The organism is Streptomyces sp. NPDC048584, from assembly GCF_043199595.1.
Taxonomy (GTDB): domain Bacteria; phylum Actinomycetota; class Actinomycetes; order Streptomycetales; family Streptomycetaceae; genus Streptomyces; species Streptomyces edwardsiae.
Map to the genome: position 1 here is coordinate 212,029 of NZ_JBICWF010000013.1, position 15,513 is coordinate 227,541.

17 protein-coding genes are annotated in these 15,513 nt (G+C 72.7%); 10 read left to right on the forward strand and 7 right to left on the reverse strand.

Annotation, left to right across the window (positions count from 1 at the left end):
- Window positions 1–63: 63 nt before the first annotated feature.
- The 5 genes from ACGFR9_RS27065 (at window position 64) to ACGFR9_RS27085 (ending at window position 5,155) form a co-directional block, all read left to right on the forward strand.
- The gene (locus tag ACGFR9_RS27065) at window positions 64–819 is read left to right on the forward strand and encodes a (Fe-S)-binding protein (protein WP_393213034.1); all 756 of its coding nucleotides are present in this window, start codon (window positions 64–66) and stop codon (window positions 817–819) included.
- A complete protein-coding gene (locus tag ACGFR9_RS27070; RefSeq protein WP_393213037.1) occupies window positions 816–2,294 on the forward strand; it encodes a LutB/LldF family L-lactate oxidation iron-sulfur protein in 1,479 nt (492 codons plus the stop codon). The genes ACGFR9_RS27065 and ACGFR9_RS27070 overlap by 4 nt, the downstream gene beginning before the upstream one ends.
- On the forward strand, window positions 2,291–2,932 hold the full coding sequence (locus ACGFR9_RS27075; protein ID WP_393213039.1) for a lactate utilization protein C: 642 nt from the start codon (window positions 2,291–2,293) through the stop codon (window positions 2,930–2,932). The genes ACGFR9_RS27070 and ACGFR9_RS27075 overlap by 4 nt, the downstream gene beginning before the upstream one ends.
- 123 nt (window positions 2,933–3,055) lie before the next feature.
- The gene (locus ACGFR9_RS27080) at window positions 3,056–3,841 is read left to right on the forward strand and encodes an ABC transporter ATP-binding protein (protein ID WP_393213042.1); all 786 of its coding nucleotides are present in this window, start codon (window positions 3,056–3,058) and stop codon (window positions 3,839–3,841) included.
- A 3-nt stretch (window positions 3,842–3,844) separates the two neighbouring features.
- A complete protein-coding gene (locus ACGFR9_RS27085) occupies window positions 3,845–5,155 on the forward strand; it encodes an FtsX-like permease family protein (RefSeq protein ID WP_393213045.1) in 1,311 nt (436 codons plus the stop codon).
- Between the two features lie 43 nt (window positions 5,156–5,198).
- On the opposite strand, the gene ACGFR9_RS27090 is transcribed toward ACGFR9_RS27085, so the two are convergent.
- The 6 genes from ACGFR9_RS27090 to ACGFR9_RS27115 form a co-directional block, all read right to left on the reverse strand.
- Window positions 5,199–6,038 carry a patatin-like phospholipase family protein gene (locus ACGFR9_RS27090; RefSeq protein WP_393213048.1) on the reverse strand — a complete coding sequence of 280 codons (840 nt, stop codon included), beginning with the start codon at window positions 6,036–6,038 and terminating at the stop codon, window positions 5,199–5,201.
- A 108-nt stretch (window positions 6,039–6,146) separates the two neighbouring features.
- The gene (locus ACGFR9_RS27095; RefSeq protein WP_393213051.1) at window positions 6,147–6,530 is read right to left on the reverse strand and encodes a cupin domain-containing protein; all 384 of its coding nucleotides are present in this window, start codon (window positions 6,528–6,530) and stop codon (window positions 6,147–6,149) included.
- 141 nt (window positions 6,531–6,671) lie between these two features.
- The gene (locus tag ACGFR9_RS27100; RefSeq protein WP_393213054.1) at window positions 6,672–7,649 is read right to left on the reverse strand and encodes a pyridoxal-phosphate dependent enzyme; all 978 of its coding nucleotides are present in this window, start codon (window positions 7,647–7,649) and stop codon (window positions 6,672–6,674) included.
- The gene (locus ACGFR9_RS27105) at window positions 7,646–8,335 is read right to left on the reverse strand and encodes a transcriptional regulator (RefSeq protein WP_393213057.1); all 690 of its coding nucleotides are present in this window, start codon (window positions 8,333–8,335) and stop codon (window positions 7,646–7,648) included. The genes ACGFR9_RS27100 and ACGFR9_RS27105 overlap by 4 nt, the downstream gene beginning before the upstream one ends.
- Before the next feature lie 44 nt (window positions 8,336–8,379).
- Complete coding sequence (locus ACGFR9_RS27110) at window positions 8,380–8,994, reverse strand: sigma-70 family RNA polymerase sigma factor (RefSeq protein ID WP_393213060.1); 615 nt, start codon at window positions 8,992–8,994, stop codon at window positions 8,380–8,382.
- 152 nt (window positions 8,995–9,146) lie between these two features.
- Window positions 9,147–9,767 (reverse strand): hypothetical protein, encoded by a 621-nt coding sequence (locus ACGFR9_RS27115; RefSeq protein WP_393213063.1) that lies wholly within the window; start codon window positions 9,765–9,767, stop codon window positions 9,147–9,149.
- Window positions 9,768–10,159: 392 nt separating this feature from the next.
- Here ACGFR9_RS27115 and ACGFR9_RS27120 point away from each other — a divergent pair, with 392 nt between their 5' ends.
- The 4 genes from ACGFR9_RS27120 (at window position 10,160) to ACGFR9_RS27135 (ending at window position 13,227) form a co-directional block, all read left to right on the forward strand.
- Window positions 10,160–10,996: a CPBP family intramembrane glutamic endopeptidase gene (locus ACGFR9_RS27120; protein ID WP_393213066.1), complete on the forward strand. Its 837-nt coding sequence runs from the start codon at window positions 10,160–10,162 to the stop codon at window positions 10,994–10,996.
- Window positions 10,993–12,150 carry a sensor histidine kinase gene (locus ACGFR9_RS27125; RefSeq protein ID WP_393213069.1) on the forward strand — a complete coding sequence of 386 codons (1,158 nt, stop codon included), beginning with the start codon at window positions 10,993–10,995 and terminating at the stop codon, window positions 12,148–12,150. Before ACGFR9_RS27120 ends, ACGFR9_RS27125 begins: the two co-directional genes overlap by 4 nt.
- A complete protein-coding gene (locus ACGFR9_RS27130) occupies window positions 12,147–12,809 on the forward strand; it encodes a response regulator (protein WP_393213071.1) in 663 nt (220 codons plus the stop codon). The genes ACGFR9_RS27125 and ACGFR9_RS27130 overlap by 4 nt, the downstream gene beginning before the upstream one ends.
- A gap of 64 nt (window positions 12,810–12,873) precedes the next feature.
- Complete coding sequence (locus tag ACGFR9_RS27135) at window positions 12,874–13,227, forward strand: tetratricopeptide repeat protein (RefSeq protein WP_393213074.1); 354 nt, start codon at window positions 12,874–12,876, stop codon at window positions 13,225–13,227.
- Between the two features lie 48 nt (window positions 13,228–13,275).
- Here the strand turns inward: ACGFR9_RS27135 and ACGFR9_RS27140 are convergent, their stop codons facing one another.
- Window positions 13,276–14,682: a PepSY-associated TM helix domain-containing protein gene (locus ACGFR9_RS27140; protein WP_393213077.1), complete on the reverse strand. Its 1,407-nt coding sequence runs from the start codon at window positions 14,680–14,682 to the stop codon at window positions 13,276–13,278.
- A gap of 127 nt (window positions 14,683–14,809) precedes the next feature.
- On the opposite strand from ACGFR9_RS27140, the gene ACGFR9_RS27145 reads away from it, so the two are divergent.
- Window positions 14,810–15,454: a peptide deformylase gene (locus tag ACGFR9_RS27145; RefSeq protein WP_393213080.1), complete on the forward strand. Its 645-nt coding sequence runs from the start codon at window positions 14,810–14,812 to the stop codon at window positions 15,452–15,454.
- Window positions 15,455–15,513 lie beyond the last annotated feature (59 nt).

The window sequence follows — 15,513 nt, forward strand, 5'->3', positions numbered from 1 at the left end:
CCCCGTGACGCGCTCGCCGGTCTACTCTTCATACAACCGATGATCAATGTGCAAGGAGCCGCGATGCGTGTCGCCCTGTTCCTGACCTGTGTCAACGACACGCTCTATCCGGACACCGGGCGCGCCGTGGTGAAACTCCTGACCAGAATGGGCGTCGATGTCGATTTCCCGATGGCACAGACGTGTTGCGGCCAGGCGCACTACAACACGGGCTATCGCCATGAGGCCGAGCCGCTCGCCCGGCATTTCTCCGATGTCTTCGGTGCTTACGACGCGATCGTGACGCCGTCCGGGTCGTGCGGGGCGATGGTGCGGGAACTGTATCCACGGATGGGCGAGCGGGCCCGGGCGGAGGGGCGCGGGGACACGCTCGCCGCGACACTGGCGCCGGTGGTACCGAAGACGTACGAGCTCACGGAGTTCCTGGTGGATGTGCTGGGGGTGACGGACGTCGGGGCGTACTACCCGCACAGGGTGACCTATCACCCCACCTGTCACGGGCTGCGCGGTCTCGGGCTCGGTGAGCGGCCGCTGCGGCTGCTGCGGGCGGTGAGGGGGCTGGAGCTGGCCGAGCTGCCGGGGGCGGAGGAGTGCTGTGGCTTCGGCGGCACGTTCGCGCTGAAGAACTCCGATGTCTCGGCGGCGATGGGCACCGACAAGGTGCGCAACGCCGAGTCGACGGGCGCCGAGGTGCTGTGCGCGGCGGACAACTCGTGTCTGATGCACATCGGCGGAACGATGAGCAGGCTCCGCACCGGTATGCGGCCGGTGCACATCGCGGAGATCCTGGCGAGCACGGAGGAGGAGCCGGCCGTATGAGCGGGACGTTCGTCGGGATGCCGGCGTTTCCGGAGGCGGCGCGGGACGCCGTGCGCGACACCACACTGCGCGGCAATCTGCGGCACGCCACGCACACCATCCGGGCCAAGCGGGCCCAGGCCGTCGCGGAGGTCTCCGACTGGGTCGAACTGCGCGAGGCCGGCAAGCGGATCAAGGATCACACGCTCCGTCATCTGGACCGGTATCTCGAGCAGTTGGAGGAGTCCGTGACGGCGGCGGGCGGCACCGTGCACTGGGCCGCCGATGCCGACGAGGCCAACCGGATCGTCACCCGACTGGTGAAGGAGACCGGTGAGCCGGAGGTCGTCAAGGTCAAGTCGATGGCCACACAGGAGATCGCCCTCAACGAGGCCCTGGAGGCGCAGGGCATCGCCGCCTACGAGACCGATCTCGCCGAACTGATCGTGCAGTTGGGCAAGGACCGGCCCTCGCACATCCTGGTGCCGGCGATCCACCGCAACCGCGGGGAGATCCGGGAGATCTTCAGCCGCGAGATGGGCGAGTGGGGCCGCCCCGCCCCCGAGGGCCTGACGGACACGCCCGCCGAACTCGCGGAGGCGGCCCGGCTGCATCTGCGGGAGAAGTTCCTGCGCGCCAAGGTCGGCATCTCCGGCGCCAACTTCATGGTGGCGGAGACCGGCACCCTGGTGGTGGTGGAGTCCGAGGGCAACGGACGGATGTGCCTGACCCTGCCCGAGACGCTGATCTCGGTGGTCGGCATCGAGAAGATCGTGCCGACCTGGCAGGACCTGGAGGTGTTCCTGCAGACCCTCCCCCGCTCGTCGACCGCCGAGCGGATGAACCCGTACACCTCGACGTGGACCGGTACCACCGACGGGGACGGGCCGCGCACCTTCCATCTGGTGCTGCTGGACAACGGCCGCACCGACACGCTCGCCGACGAGGTGGGCCGGCAGGCGCTGCGCTGCATCCGCTGCTCGGCCTGTCTGAACGTGTGCCCGGTGTACGAGCGGGCCGGGGGCCATGCCTACGGCTCGGTCTACCCGGGCCCGATCGGCGCCATTCTCAGCCCTCAACTGCGGGGCACCACGAGCGAGATCGACGCCTCGCTGCCGTACGCGTCCTCGCTGTGCGGGGCCTGCTACGAGGTGTGTCCGGTCGCCATCGACATCCCCGAGGTGCTGGTGCATCTGCGCGAGCGGGTGGCGCAGGGCGGGGAGGTGACCCGGGACGGCAACAAGGTGGTGCTCAAGCCGGCCAGGGGGCATGCCGCGGAGCGTGCCGCGATGCGTGCCGCCCGCTGGGCGTTCGCGCGCCCCGGGGCCCTGCGCACCGGCCAGCGTCTCGCCTCGCGCACCCGTCGTCTGCATCCGCGCACCCTGCCGGGCCCCGGCCGGGCGTGGAGCGGCACCCGGGATCTCCCGCCGGTGCCCGCGGAGCCGTTCCGGGACTGGTGGCAGCGTACGCAGGGCGGGAAGGGAGCGGCGAAGTGAGCAGCAGGGAACGGATCCTGGGCCGGGTGCGGCGCGCCCTCGCCGACGTACCGGGCGACGACACCCCGTACGAGCGGGCGGTCTCCCGCGGCTATCTGCGCGAGCACGGTGAGCGCACCGTCGAGGAGACGGTCGACCTCCTCGCGGAGAACCTGGCCGACTACCGGGCGATCGTGCACCGTACGGACGCGGCCGGGCTCGCCGGTGTGGTCGCCGGGCTGCTCGCGGCGCGCGGTGCCTCGTCGGTACTCGTGCCGCCCGGTCTCGACGAGGGCTGGCTCGCGGCGACGGAGGTGACGCGGGTGCCGGACCGGGCGGAGAGCACCCCGGGGGAACTGGACCGGGTGGACAGTGTGCTGACCGCCTGCGCGGTGGCGGTCGCCGAGACCGGGACGATCGTGCTGGACGGCTCCCCCGACCAGGGCCGGCGCCGGATCACCCTCGTCCCCGACCATCACATCTGCGTCGTCCGCGTCCCCGGCCAGGTCGTCTCCTCCGTCCCGCAGGCTCTTGAACGCCTCGACCCGGCATGCCCGTTGACCTGGATCTCCGGCCCGTCGGCGACCAGTGACATCGAACTCGACCGGGTGGAGGGCGTGCACGGGCCGCGCACGCTGGAGGTCGTGCTGGTGGAGTGAGCCCCTGCGAGGGGTGTCGCAGAGTACACCTCTGGAAACGGGTACTGCGCCCCATGTGGGGCCGCCGTCTTCTCCGTAGCGTCTTGGGCATGGCACAGGGCGTGCCGGACGGAGGAGATGACGATGTTTCGCAGCGGCGCACGGCGTGACCACGACTCGGGACCCGCCCCCGAGGCACTGCGCCTGGTGAAGGTCACCAAGTCCTACGGTACGGCGGACAGCGCCGTGACGGCGCTCGACGGGGTGACGCTGGGCCTGGCCAGGGGCACGTTCACCGCGGTGATGGGGCCGTCCGGCTCGGGCAAGTCGACGCTGCTGCAGTGCGCGGCGGGTCTGGACCGGCCGGACAGCGGAATCGTCCGGGTGGACGGCAAGGAGCTGACCGGTGGCGGCGAGGCGGAGCTGACGAAGTTCCGGCGCGGGCGGATCGGGTTCATTTTCCAGCAGTACAACCTGCTGGAGACGCTGACCGTCGCGCAGAACACGGTGCTGCCGCTGAAGCTGGCCGGCCGGCGCGTGGACCGCGGGCGGGCGCGGGAGGTCCTCACCGCCGTCGGTCTGGGCGACCGGCTCCGGCACCGGCCCGGCCAGCTCTCCGGCGGTCAGCGCCAGCGGGTGGCGATCGCCCGTGCGCTGGTCACCGAACCGCGGGTGATCTTCGCGGACGAGCCGACGGGCGCCCTGGACACGCGCAGCGCCCGGGAGGTGCTGACGCTGCTCCAGCAGGCGGTGCGGGTGCACGGGCGGACCGTGGTGATGGTGACGCACGACCCGGTCGCCGCCTCCTACGCCGACAGTGTGCTGTTCCTCGCCGACGGCCGGCTGGCCGGGCGGATGGACGCGCCGACGGCGGACGCGGTGGCCGAGCGGCTGGCGCACCTGGGCGACGACATGTCGGTGGGGGTGTGAGCCGTGTTCGTACTGGCTCTGCGGTCGATCCGGCAACGGCCCGGACGGTTCCTCGCGACGCTGCTGTCCGCCTTCCTCGGCACGGCGATCATCATGATGTTCAACTCGATGCACGACACGGCCGGGCAGCCGGGCGTGGACGCGGTGAGCTCCGACACCCTGGCCACGTCGGCCGGTGTGGTCGGCGGGTACGGCACGCTGCTGGTGTTCTTCGCCGTCGCCTCGACCCTGACGGTGAACGTGCGGCAGCGGGCGGCCGAGCTGGAGCTGCTGCGCTGCTCGGGGGCGACTCCGGCGCAGATCAAGCGGATGGTCGTGGGTGAGGCGGTGGCCGTGGCCCTGGTGGGCGCGGCGTCGGCGATCGGCCCGGCGATGCTGGGCGGGCGGGTGCTGCTGGACATGTTCCAGGACGGCGGCCAGGTCGCGCGGTCGGTCGAGTACTCCTTCGGCCCGATCGCACTGGTGTCCGGCGTGAGCATCACGCTGCTCGCGGCGGCGGGCGCCGCGTTCCTCGCCGTCCGGCGGGTGACGCGACGCCGGAAGGAGCGCGCCGGGGCCCGGCGGTTCCTGGCCTATGGGGCGCTGGCCGCCGGTGCCGCGGGGGTCTGCTCCACCTTCTTGTTCTCCGCGACGGACGAGATGCTGATGGCGCTGCCCGCCCAGGGGACGATCACGCTCTCGGTGGGGTTCGCCCTGCTGTCGCCGCGGCTGCTGAAGGGTCTGCTGGACCGGCTGGCGCTGAGCGGGGCGAGCGGGTGGCTGGCCGTGCGGAACCTGCGGCAGCGGGCCGCGGAGCTCGCCGGGATCCTGGTGTCGCTGATCATGTTCACGGCCGTTTCCACGGCGACGATCACCATGCAGGCGGTGGAGAGCGACGCCGTCGCGGCCTCGGGTCTGGTGAAGTCGGTCGACGCGAAGAACCTGGAGACTCTCAACCTCACGGTCGTCGGCATCGTCACCGTCTTCGTCTGCGTCATGCTGGTCAACTCTCTGTACGCGGCTACGACGTACCGCTCCCGTGAGTTCGGGCAGCAGCGCCTGGCGGGGGCCACTCCGGGGCAGGTGCTCGGCGTGGTGGGCGCCGAGGGCGCGATCCTCACGGTCGCGGGGGTGTTCTTCGGCACGCTGGCCGCGCTGGCCGGGGTCGTGCCGTTCACGGTCGTCCGCACGGACGGGGTACTGCCGGACCAGTTCCTGGGCATCTGGCTCGCCATGGTGGCGGTGGCGGCCGCGGTGACCCTCGGGACGAGCCTGTTCACGGCCCGGCGGGTGCTGCGTACTCCGGCGGTGCGGGCGGTGGTCCAGGCCGCCTGAGCTCCGGCCCGCTCCGCAGGGCGTCCGCCGCGGCGGGCGCCCCTCAGCCGTGCCAGACGGCTCCGATCTGCTCGACGTGCCCCGCCGCCTGACGCCGCCCCGCGCGGACCGCGCCCGGGATACGGGAGGCGTCCAACGGGTTCCGCCCGAAGGCGCGTCGGGCCTCCCGGTCCGGTACCAGCACGGCGGCGCGGGCCCCGCCCGCCGTCAGTACGGCCCCCTGGTCGACCGCGCTGGGGCCGGCACCCGGGCCCTTGGGAACCGGGGCCAGGGCGACAACCCGTCGGCAGTCGCCCATCAGATCGACGTTGGTGGTGGACCGGACGCCTCCGTCCATCCAGCGGCCCTCCCCCACGGTGATCGGCGGGAACAGGGGCGGCAGCGCGCAGGTGGCCGCCATCGCCCGCAGCAGCTCGATCCCGCTGTCGGCGTCGAAGCCGGTGGTCCGGCCGGTGAGCGCGTCGGTGGCGAAGAGCCGGACCGGCCGCTCAGGCCAGTCCTGGACCGGCAGTTGAGGCCGGATCGCGTCGAACACCTCGGCCTCCGACATGTCTCGCACTCTCAGCGCCAGTGCGCCCAGCCGCTTGACGACGGTCTCCGGGTCGCGCGAACCGAGCGCGGCCCAGAGGTACTTGACCGTCATACCAAGGGTGAAGTCCACGTCCATCATGGGCCGCTTCCGGTGGACCTGCTCCTCGAACAGCTCCCCGGGTGACGCTCCCCCGGCCAGGTCCAGTGCGAGCAGCGAGCCGGCCGAGGTGCCGGCCAGCACATCGGCGCCCCCCAGGTCCAGACCCGCGTCCGCCAGCCCCGCCAGCATGCCGATCTCCCACGCGTACGCGGTCAGCCCGCCTCCGCCCAGCACCAGTGCCGTCTCGGACACACCGCCCCCTCCACCGGAACGGGGACCGATCCCCGTTTCACTCCGACGACGCTAACACGCAATCGGGGAGCAGTCCCCACTTGGTGGGTCCGGAGTCTGCCGGCCGGATCACGGCCCGGGCGGCCGGGCGGACTGGTCGGCCTTCGCGTATTCCTGGGCCATGCCGCCCGCGAAGTCGTAGAGGATCACCTGGTCGTCCCCGACAACCCACGCGTCGTGTCCCGGTGCGCAGACGAAGACGTCTCCGGGGCCGACCTCCTGCTCCGCGCCGTCGTCCATGCGGATGTGCATACGGCCCTGGACGACATAGCCGTTGTGGTGGATCCGGCAGCTCTCCGTGCCCGCGATCGGGCCGACGGACTCCGTCCAGCGCCATCCGGGTTCGAAGGTGGCCACGGCGAAGTCCAGCCCTGTCATGTGGACGGCTTCCAGGTGCCCCCTGGGGAAGTCGCGCCTCTCGTCCGGCTTGTCCAGCGTCTTGATCTCGAGCATGACCCTGTTCCCTTCCGACCGTCGCCCTGTACGGCCGGGTCCGGTCTCCGTCTGCCTCGAACGGCACCGGCGGGGGCCGGGCCCCACCACTCCATCGTCCGCCTGTCCACTCGGGGACGCCATTCGGGTGAAGCCGGTACGTCAGTGGCCCGGACCGCAGAGCCGGGCGAAGCGGTCGGCGTCGATGTTGCCGCCGGAGAGGATCAGGCCGACGCGGGGCGGGAGCGGGCCCGTCCGGCCGGTGAGCAGCGCGGCGAGCGGGGTCGCCCCGCTCGGTTCGAGGACGATCTTCAGCCGTTCGAAGGCGAACCGCATCGCGTCCCTGATCTCGTCGTCCCCGACCAGCACGATGCCGTCCAGGAGCCGTCTGTTGAGGGAGAAGGTGAGCTCCCCGGGGGTGTGCAGCGCCTGGCCGTCGGCGATGGTGCGCGGGACGGGGATGCTGACGCGCCGGCCGGCCTCCAGGGACCGCCTGGTGTCGTCGCCGGCCTCGGGTTCGACACCGGTCACCCGGGTCGCGGGGTGCGTGCCCTTGACGGCGGTGGCGCTTCCGGCGATCAGTCCGCCGCCGCCGACCGGCGCGAGCAGCAGGTCCAGTTCCCCCGTCTCCTCGATGAGTTCGAGTGCGGCCGTGCCCTGTCCGGCGATGATGTGCGGGTGCTCGTAGGGCGGGACGAGGGTGAGGCCCCGCTCGGCGGCGATGGCTTCGGCGAGGGCGACCCGGTCGCCGGTGTAGCGGTCGTAGGTGACGATCTCGGCGCCGTACGCCTCGGTGGCCGCCCGCTTGGAGGGCGGGGCGTCCTGGGGCATGACGATGACGGCGGTGGTGCCCAGCTCGCGGGCGGCGAGGGCGACGGCCTGCGCGTGGTTGCCGGAGGAGTACGCGGCGATACCCCGGGACAGTTGGCCGGGGGTGAGCCGGGAGGCCGCGTTGTAGGCGCCGCGGAACTTGAAGGCGCCCACGCGCTGGAAGTTCTCGCACTTGAGGTGGACCTCGGCGCCGACGAGCGCGTCCAGGGTGCGGGAGCGCAGCACGGGCGTGCGGTGTGCGACGCCGTGGAGGCGCTCGGCGGCGGATCGGACGTCGTCGAGGGTGACCGGCGGGGCGGGGGTCGTCACGGGGTACCTCCAGCGGGGGTCGGGTCGGCCGGCGTCCGGGACTGGGAGAGGTAGCTGTACGCGGAGGCACGGGAGATGCCGAGCCGGCCGGCGACCTGCTCGACCGCGCGCCGTACGGCGAAGACACCGCGGGCGTCCAGGTCCCGGAACAGCCGCAGCCGTTCCTCCCGGTCGAGCCGGCCCCAGCCCCGGTGCCGCAGCGACCGGTGGTCGTCGAGGATGGCCTCGACGACGGCGTCGATGTCGTTGCCGAAGGTGGTCACCGGCGGTTCGGCCGGGCCGCCGCCGAGGCCGGCCAGCGCGCCGAGCAGGGTGTGGGCCTGCTCCACGGCGGTGACGTCGACGTTGACACACAGGGCGCCGAACACCGCTCCCGTGGAGTCCCGCAGCACCATCGTGGACGACTTCACGAGGGCGCCGGTGCCGGTGCGGGTGAGGTGGTTGAGCTCGTCGGCGGCCTCGTCACCGCGGGCCGGCACCCGAATGCCGATCTCGCTCATCGCCCCGCCCACCGTCCGCCCGGTCACGGAGCCGGCCACGGCGACCACCGATCCCGCCGGGCGCCGGTAGTCGTGCAGCACCACCTCGCAGACCGGCCCGAACGTCGCCGCGATCCCGTCGACGACCGGCGCCAGCGCGGCGAGGATCGCCTCCCGCTCGGCGTCCCGCTCCTCCACGACTGCCATGACCACACCTCCTGACACCAGACTACACGTCCAGCTCTGGACTGTCAGTCCAGATCCGGCGGATGTACGGCCGTACTCGCCCCCTCCGCTTCGTCGATGAGGGCGGTGAGCGTCGTCCGCGCGCGGGCCACGCGGGAGCGGACCGTGCCGATCGGGCAGTCGCCGAGGGCCGCCGCCTCCGTGTACGGCAGTCCGAGCAGCTGCGTGCGGACGAACGCCTCACGCCGCTCCTCGGGCAGCCGGTCCAGCAGGTCGAGCAGCACGATCCCGTCGTCGAATCCGGGCAGCCCGCGCGGCTGCGCCCGCTCCACGGTCGACTGCCAGTCGGACACGTCGGCCGTCCGGGGCCGTACGGCCGCGTACCGGTGACTGTCGGCGACCGCGCGGCGGGCGATGGCGAGCAGCCAGGTGCGGGCCGAGGAGCGGCCCTCGAACCGGTGCAGGCTGCCGAGGGCCCGCAGAAACGTGTCCTGGGCGAGGTCGTCCACCGCCTGCGGGTCACCGCACAGATGGGCGACGTAGCGGAGGACGTCACGGTGCAGGGCGCGGACGAAGCGGTCGACGGCGTCGGAGTCGCCGCCGCGCGCGGCGAGCGCCCATGCGGTCGCCGTGTCGTCCTCGGGTCTCGTGGCAGGGGCGGGCGGGGCAGGAGTGATCACCTGATGTCCTTCGCGGGGAACCGGGGTCCACGGGCACGCGCGGTCCCGTCGTCGGGGGTACGGCCGCTGGCGGTACGAGGAGGTCAGGGGTACCGGCACACGACCGGAGCCCGGGTCGCGCAGGGGCGGGCCCGGGGTGTCACCGGCTGCCGTCAGACGGCAGCGGCCCCGGCGGGCGGACCGCGAGAGATGATCGCGTGGGCGAGGAGGAGCAGCCGCGGCGCCCGGTCCGAGCGGCGGCGCCGGCGGACGCGGACGGACGGGCGGGCCTGCGGTACCGGCGCGAGGAACAGCGTCCGCAGGGGGGCGGCGAGCCACCCGCCGACGGCCCGGAGCACCCGGAACACGGCCCGCTCCCCGTACCCGAGCCACAGACCGCACAGCATCGCGGCCAGCAGGTGGGCGGCGAGCATGCCGAGGGAGGAGTGGCCGGCGGCCGCCATGTGCGTGTCCGCGTCCTTGTGCAGGGGCATGGTGTGCATGCCGTGCGGCATCGCGCCCATGTCCATGTCGTGCGCGGCGGGGCTCGCGAGGGAGAAGGCCGAGTGCAGCACCGTCTGGGCGGCCACGGCCACGGTGGTGATCAGCGGGAGTCCGCGCTCACGCCCCGCGAGGGTCCAGCCGACGGCGCCGACGGCGGCCCAGCACGCGGCCAGGATCCAGAGGGGGACATGGTCGCCGGACATCATGACGTGCCCGAGAGCGGCGAGCACCACGCAGCCGGCCGCGAACACCGCGGCCCGTCCCGTGCGAGCAACCCACCCAGCAGTCATGGCCCCTCGTCGTCGCATCCGGGCCCCAGGCAATCACCCGTGGATACGGTTCCTCCCGCGCAGGCAACTCATTCCCCGGCATGTGACCCGGAACACGCTTGCGGACGGGCGAAGTTGGCGGGACCGAGACAGGCCCGGCCGGCCGCGGACCCGAACGGGGAACCGGGAAGCGCGGCCGCCGGGGCGTCCGCGCAGGGAACCGTGCTCCCCGTGCACCTGAGCCGACCGGCGTTCTCACGGTGGGGGGCGGATGCGGGCCGTGGGCCGGGAGTTGTCCCCCGAGCGAGCTACGGGCAAGTGTCCACCGGACGGTGACGATTCCCGGCCGCGTGATCCGTAGCGTCCATGGCGGCACGTGGCACTGGGCCGCGGATCCGACGAAGGAGTCATCGATGAGAGTGGTCTGGCAGATCCTGGCCGTATTCGCGATCTCCGCCCTGGGCGGACAGAGCGTGAACGCGGTGCGGGACAACCCGTGGCTCACGCTCGCCGGCGGGGCGCTGACCACCGTGCTCGCGGTGCTGGTCTACCGGTGGGTGGTGGGGCGGACCGAGCACCGGCCGGTCACGGAACTGGATCCGAACGGTGCCGCGCCGGCGCTCGGCCGGGGGACGCTGATCGGCCTCGTGATGTTCACCATGGTCATCACGAACCTCTTCACCTCCGGCAACTACGAGGTGCACGGCCTGGGTTCACTGAGCGGCACGGCCGGGCTGTTCGGCTTCATGGCCGCCGCGGCCGTCACGGAGGAACTGCTGTTCCGCGGGGTGCTGTTCCGGATCGTCGAGGAGTACCTGGGCACTTGGATCGCGCTGGCGCTGACCGCGCTGCTGTTCGGCGCGGCGCACCTGCCCAACCCGGACGCCACGGCGTGGGGAGCCTTCGCCATCGCGATCGAGGCCGGCGGCATGCTCGCCGCCGCGTACGTCGCCACCCGCAACCTGTGGGTGCCGATCGGTGTGCACTTCGGCTGGAACTTCGCCGCGGGCGGCATCTTCAGCACCGTGGTCTCGGGCAACGACACCGAGCAGGGGCTGCTGGACTCCACGATGTCGGGCAACAAGTGGATCACCGGGGGTGACTTCGGCCCGGAGGGAAGCGTGTACTCGGTGCTGTTCGGTGTGCTGCTGACGATCGGGTTCCTGTGGCTGGCCCACCGGCGCGGCAATCTGGTGCCCCGTCGCCGGCGCGCGGAGCGGGCCGACGCCACCGCTAGACTGCCCCGGTGATCGCTCCTCACCGGCTCCGGGAAGTGTGGCGCAGGCTGGACGTCACCGTCAGGGACCTCCTGCTCGGGCTGCTCGTCCTCGCCCTGGCACTGTGGCCGGACTTCCAGAACCACGGGACGCTCCTCGGCGGCGTGCCGGAGCGTCCCTTCGACCCGCTCGCCTTCGTGGCGGTGGCCCTCCAGGCCCTTCCGCTGGCCGTGCGCCGGCGGTGGCCGGCCGTCTGTCTCGCCCTGGTGGCGGCCGGGTTCGCCCTCGACCAACTCCGCGGCTACCACTCCCCCGCGGGCATCGCGCTCCCCATCGCGCTGCTGAGCACGGGGGCGTATCTGGAACGGTACCGGCGCACCGCCGCGGCCCTGTGCACCGTCGCCTACGTGGCGCTGACGGTCGCGTTCCACCGGGTCGGCCCCGGCGAGCCGGCGAGCGAGTTCGTGACGTTCTACCTGGCGGTGGCCCTCGCGTGGGGCATCGGGGTGTGGCTGCGCTCCACCCGGGTCGCCGAGGCCGAGCGCAGGCACCGGGTCGCCGAGGAGACCCGCACCAACGAACGCGCCCGTATCGCACGGGAGTTGCACGACGTGGTGACGCATCATGTGACGGCGATGGTGGTACAGGCCGAGGCGGCCCGCTATCTGACCGCCGCGCCCGACCGGCTGGACCAGACGCTGACCGCCGTGACCGACACCGGCCGGCGGGCCATCACCGATCTGCGGCATCTGCTGGACCTGCTGCAGCCGGACCACGGTCCCGAGGCGAGGACACCGCCCGTCGGCCGGCTCCTCCCGCTCGTGGAGCAGACCCGGCGGGCCGGGCAGCCGGTGAAGTTCACCGAGGAGGGCACACCGGCGCCGTCGACGGGCAGCGCCGACCTCGTCGCCTACCGGGTCGTGCAGGAGGCGCTGACCAACGCCCTCAAGTACGCGCACGGCGGCGCCACCCGGGTCGACGTACGGCACAGCGAACAGCAGATCACCGTGGAGGTCGGCACCGACGGCTCCGGCGCACCGGTGGCCTCCTCCCCCGGCGGGAGCGGCCGGGGCCTGGCCGGGCTGCGGGAGCGGGTCGACGTACTGGGCGGCGATTTCAGCGCGGGCCCACAACCGGACGGCGGCTTCGTCGTACGAGCCCGCATACCGACCGGGAGCACGGTATGACCGCGCCCATCCGGGTCCTGGTCTGCGACGACCAGATGCTGATCCGCACCGGTCTGGTGACCATCATCGGCGCCCAGCCCGACCTGGAGGTGGCCGGCGAGTGCGGCGACGGGCAGTCCGCCGTCGACCTCGCCGGCCGGCTCCGCCCCGACGTCGTGGTGATGGACGTACGCATGCCGGTGCTCGACGGCATCGAGGCCACCCGGCTGCTGGCCGGCGCCGGGGTGCCGCATCCGGTGAAGGTGCTCGTGGTCACGACCTTCAACCTGGACGAGTACGTCTACGAGGCGCTGCGCGCGGGCGCCAGCGGATTCCTGCTCAAGGACGCGCCGCCGGACCGGCTGCTGCACGGCATCCGGACGGTCGCCAACGGCGCGGCGCTGCTCGACCCCGAGGTGACCAGGCAGCTCGTGGGCCGGTACGCCGCCCGGATCCGTCCCAGCGACCGCGGGGCACCGCGGGACATCCCGCTGACCCCCCGCGAGCTGGAGGTGCTGCGGCTCATCGCGGACGGCCGGTCCAACAGCGAGATCGCCGCGACGCTCCTGATCAGCCAGGAGACCGTGAAGACCTTCGTCTCCCGCATCCTGACCAAACTCGGGCTGCGCGACCGCGTCCAGGCGGTCGTCTACGCCTACCGGCAGGGCCTGGCGACCTGACCCCTGCGGGCGCGTGGAATACCGGACCGTGCCGAGCCGTTGTCGGGCTCGAAGGAGGTCACCGGTGGAGACCATGTACTACGACCACGGAACGCCGGCCGAGCGCTGGGAGCGCGCCGGCATGTTCTTCGACGCCAAGGACTACGCCGCCGCCGCGCGCGTTCTCGGTGGGCTGGTCGAGGAGGTGCCGGAGCAGACCGGGCCGCGGCTGCTGCTGGCGCGCTCCTACTACCACTCGGCGCAACTACGGCACGCGGAGGCGGAGTTGAGGGTCATCGTGGAGCGTGACCCGGTGGAGCACTACGCGCGGCTGATGCTGGCGCGCACCCTGCAGCGGCAGGGGCGGGACGACGAGGCCAGGCCGCATCTGCGGCTCGCCGCCGCGCTCGGCGGCGAGTTCGGCTCCGACGAGGACTGACGACGGGCCGGTGCCCGGTTCCCCGTGACGGGAGCCGGGCACCACGCGTCAGCGCGCCGCCGGGTCGCCGCCGTACGCGCGCCGTCCCCGGCGGTGGGCCACCTCGCCGAGCACGATGTCGACGGCGAGGAACGCCGCCAGGGGAATGCCGAGCAGCGGCACGAAGTAGCCGAGCACGGCGATCACCGCCAGCAGCGGGACGAGAACGTACGGCGGTACCTGCTGCCAGGCCCCGCGCGGGATCGGCCGGCCGAAGGCGGAGCCGCGGCCCCGCTGCCACCACATGCGGTAGCCCCACAGGATCAGCAGGATCAGGGTGAACGCCAGGGCCATCAGGGCGATCTGGTTCACCAGGCCGAACAGATTGCCGGTGTGCAGGTCGATGCCCCAGCGGGTGAGCTTCGCCAGCGCCGGATGGTCGTCGAACCGCAGGACGTCGGTGACCTCGCCGGAAGCCGGATCGACGGCGACCGAGTCCTGTTTCGTGGGCCAGCTGCGCTGGATCTGCTGCACGACGTACGCGGACTTCTCGTCGGCGGGCGGCACGATCTCCACCGGGTCGCCCAGACCCTCGGCGCGTGCCGCCGCGAGCACCTTGTCCAGGCCCACCCCGTGCGCCGCGTCACCCGTCGTGCCGCCGGCCGCGTCGTGGCCCGCGTGTTCGCCGGCCGCCGCGGACACCGAGGGGGTCTCCTGGCCCAGGGAGGTGCGCAGTTCGCCGATGTTCGCGCCGGCGTAGGTGGACCAGGTCAGACCGGTCGCCGAGAGAAAGATGAAGCCTGCCGCGGCCCAGACGCCCACACCGCCGTGCAGCGCCAGGGTGCGGCGCCGGCCGCTGGTGCCGCGTATCGTGCGCAGGGCCCGGCGGCGGGAGAACCACAGCACCAGTCCGCCGCCGGCGATCACCCACAGCCAGCTGGCCGCGAACTCGCTGTAGAGACGGCCCGTTTCACCGAGGTGCAGATCGCGGTGGAACTCGTCGATCCAGGTGCGCAGGGGCAGCGCGCCCGAGGAGCCGTACTGTTCCAGCTCGCCGCGCACCTTCGCGGTGTACGGGTCGACGAACACGGCCAGGGTGTGGCCGGGGTCCACACCCGGTGTGCCGGACAACATCACCCTCGTGGTGGCGTCCGCCTCGGGTGAGGGACGTACGGCGGCGACGGTGCCCTCGGGGTGGGCCTCGCGGGCGGCCGCCACCTGCTCGGAGACCGGCAGCTTGCGGTCGCCGACGGGGACGGTCAGCTCATGGTCGTAGACGATCTTCTCGGCCTGGAAGGAGGCGGCGTACAGCAGTCCGGTGAGGGCGGCGACGAGGAGGAACGGCGCGACCAGCACTCCCGCGTAGAAGTGCAGGCGCAGGACGAGAGGGCGCAGGCCGGACCGGACGCTCTTCGCGGGTGCGGGGGCAGGGGGTTGCGGGGCCTCGTCCGTGGTGGGCGAGGGAGCGGTGGTCATCGGAGGGGTTCTCCCGGGGACGTATGGGGGGCGGGTGGTGGTGCAGTAGTCGGAGTGGCGCGCGGCCCAGTTCCCGGGAGATGTGTGTGATCTGTGCCACATGTGAACGGCGTGCGATCCTGGCGGAATGGGAACTCCGGACGATCGCACGCCCTTGGCCGAGCGGGTCGAGCAACTGCTCGCCGTGAAGGGGCCGTTGCCCATCGTCGCGGCCGGGGATCCGGTGCTGCGCGCGGGAACCGAGCCGTACGACGGGCAGTTGGGGCCCGAGCTGCTGGCCCGGTTCGTCGCGGCCCTGCGGGTCACCATGCGGGCGGCGCCGGGGGTCGGGCTGGCCGCGCCCCAGGTGGGGATCGGGCTGCGGATCGCGGTGATCGAGGATCCGGCGCCGGTGCCGGAGGAGGTGCGTCTCGCGCGGGGGCGGGTGCCGCAGCCGTTCCGGGTGCTGGTCAATCCGGCGTACGAGGCGGTGGGGGCCGCGCGGACGGGGTTCTTCGAGGGGTGCCTGAGTGTGCCGGGGTATCAGGCGGTGGTGGCTCGGGCCGTGTCGGTGCGGGTGAGGGGGCAGGACGAGGGCGGGCGGGAGGTGGACGAGGTGTTCGGGGGGTGGCCGGCGCGGATCGTGCAGCATGAGGTCGATCATCTGGACGGAACGTTGTATCTCGACCGGGCGGAACTTCGGTCGTTGTCGTCCAGCGCGGCGGTGGTGGAGCGGTGGGGGCAGGCTACGGCGGAGGGGGCGGCGCGGGGGTTGGGGTTCTCGTTGCCGTGAGGGGCTGCGCGGGGTGACCGCGGGGGTTGTCGCCCCCGCCGCCCCTCCCGTCCCGACCC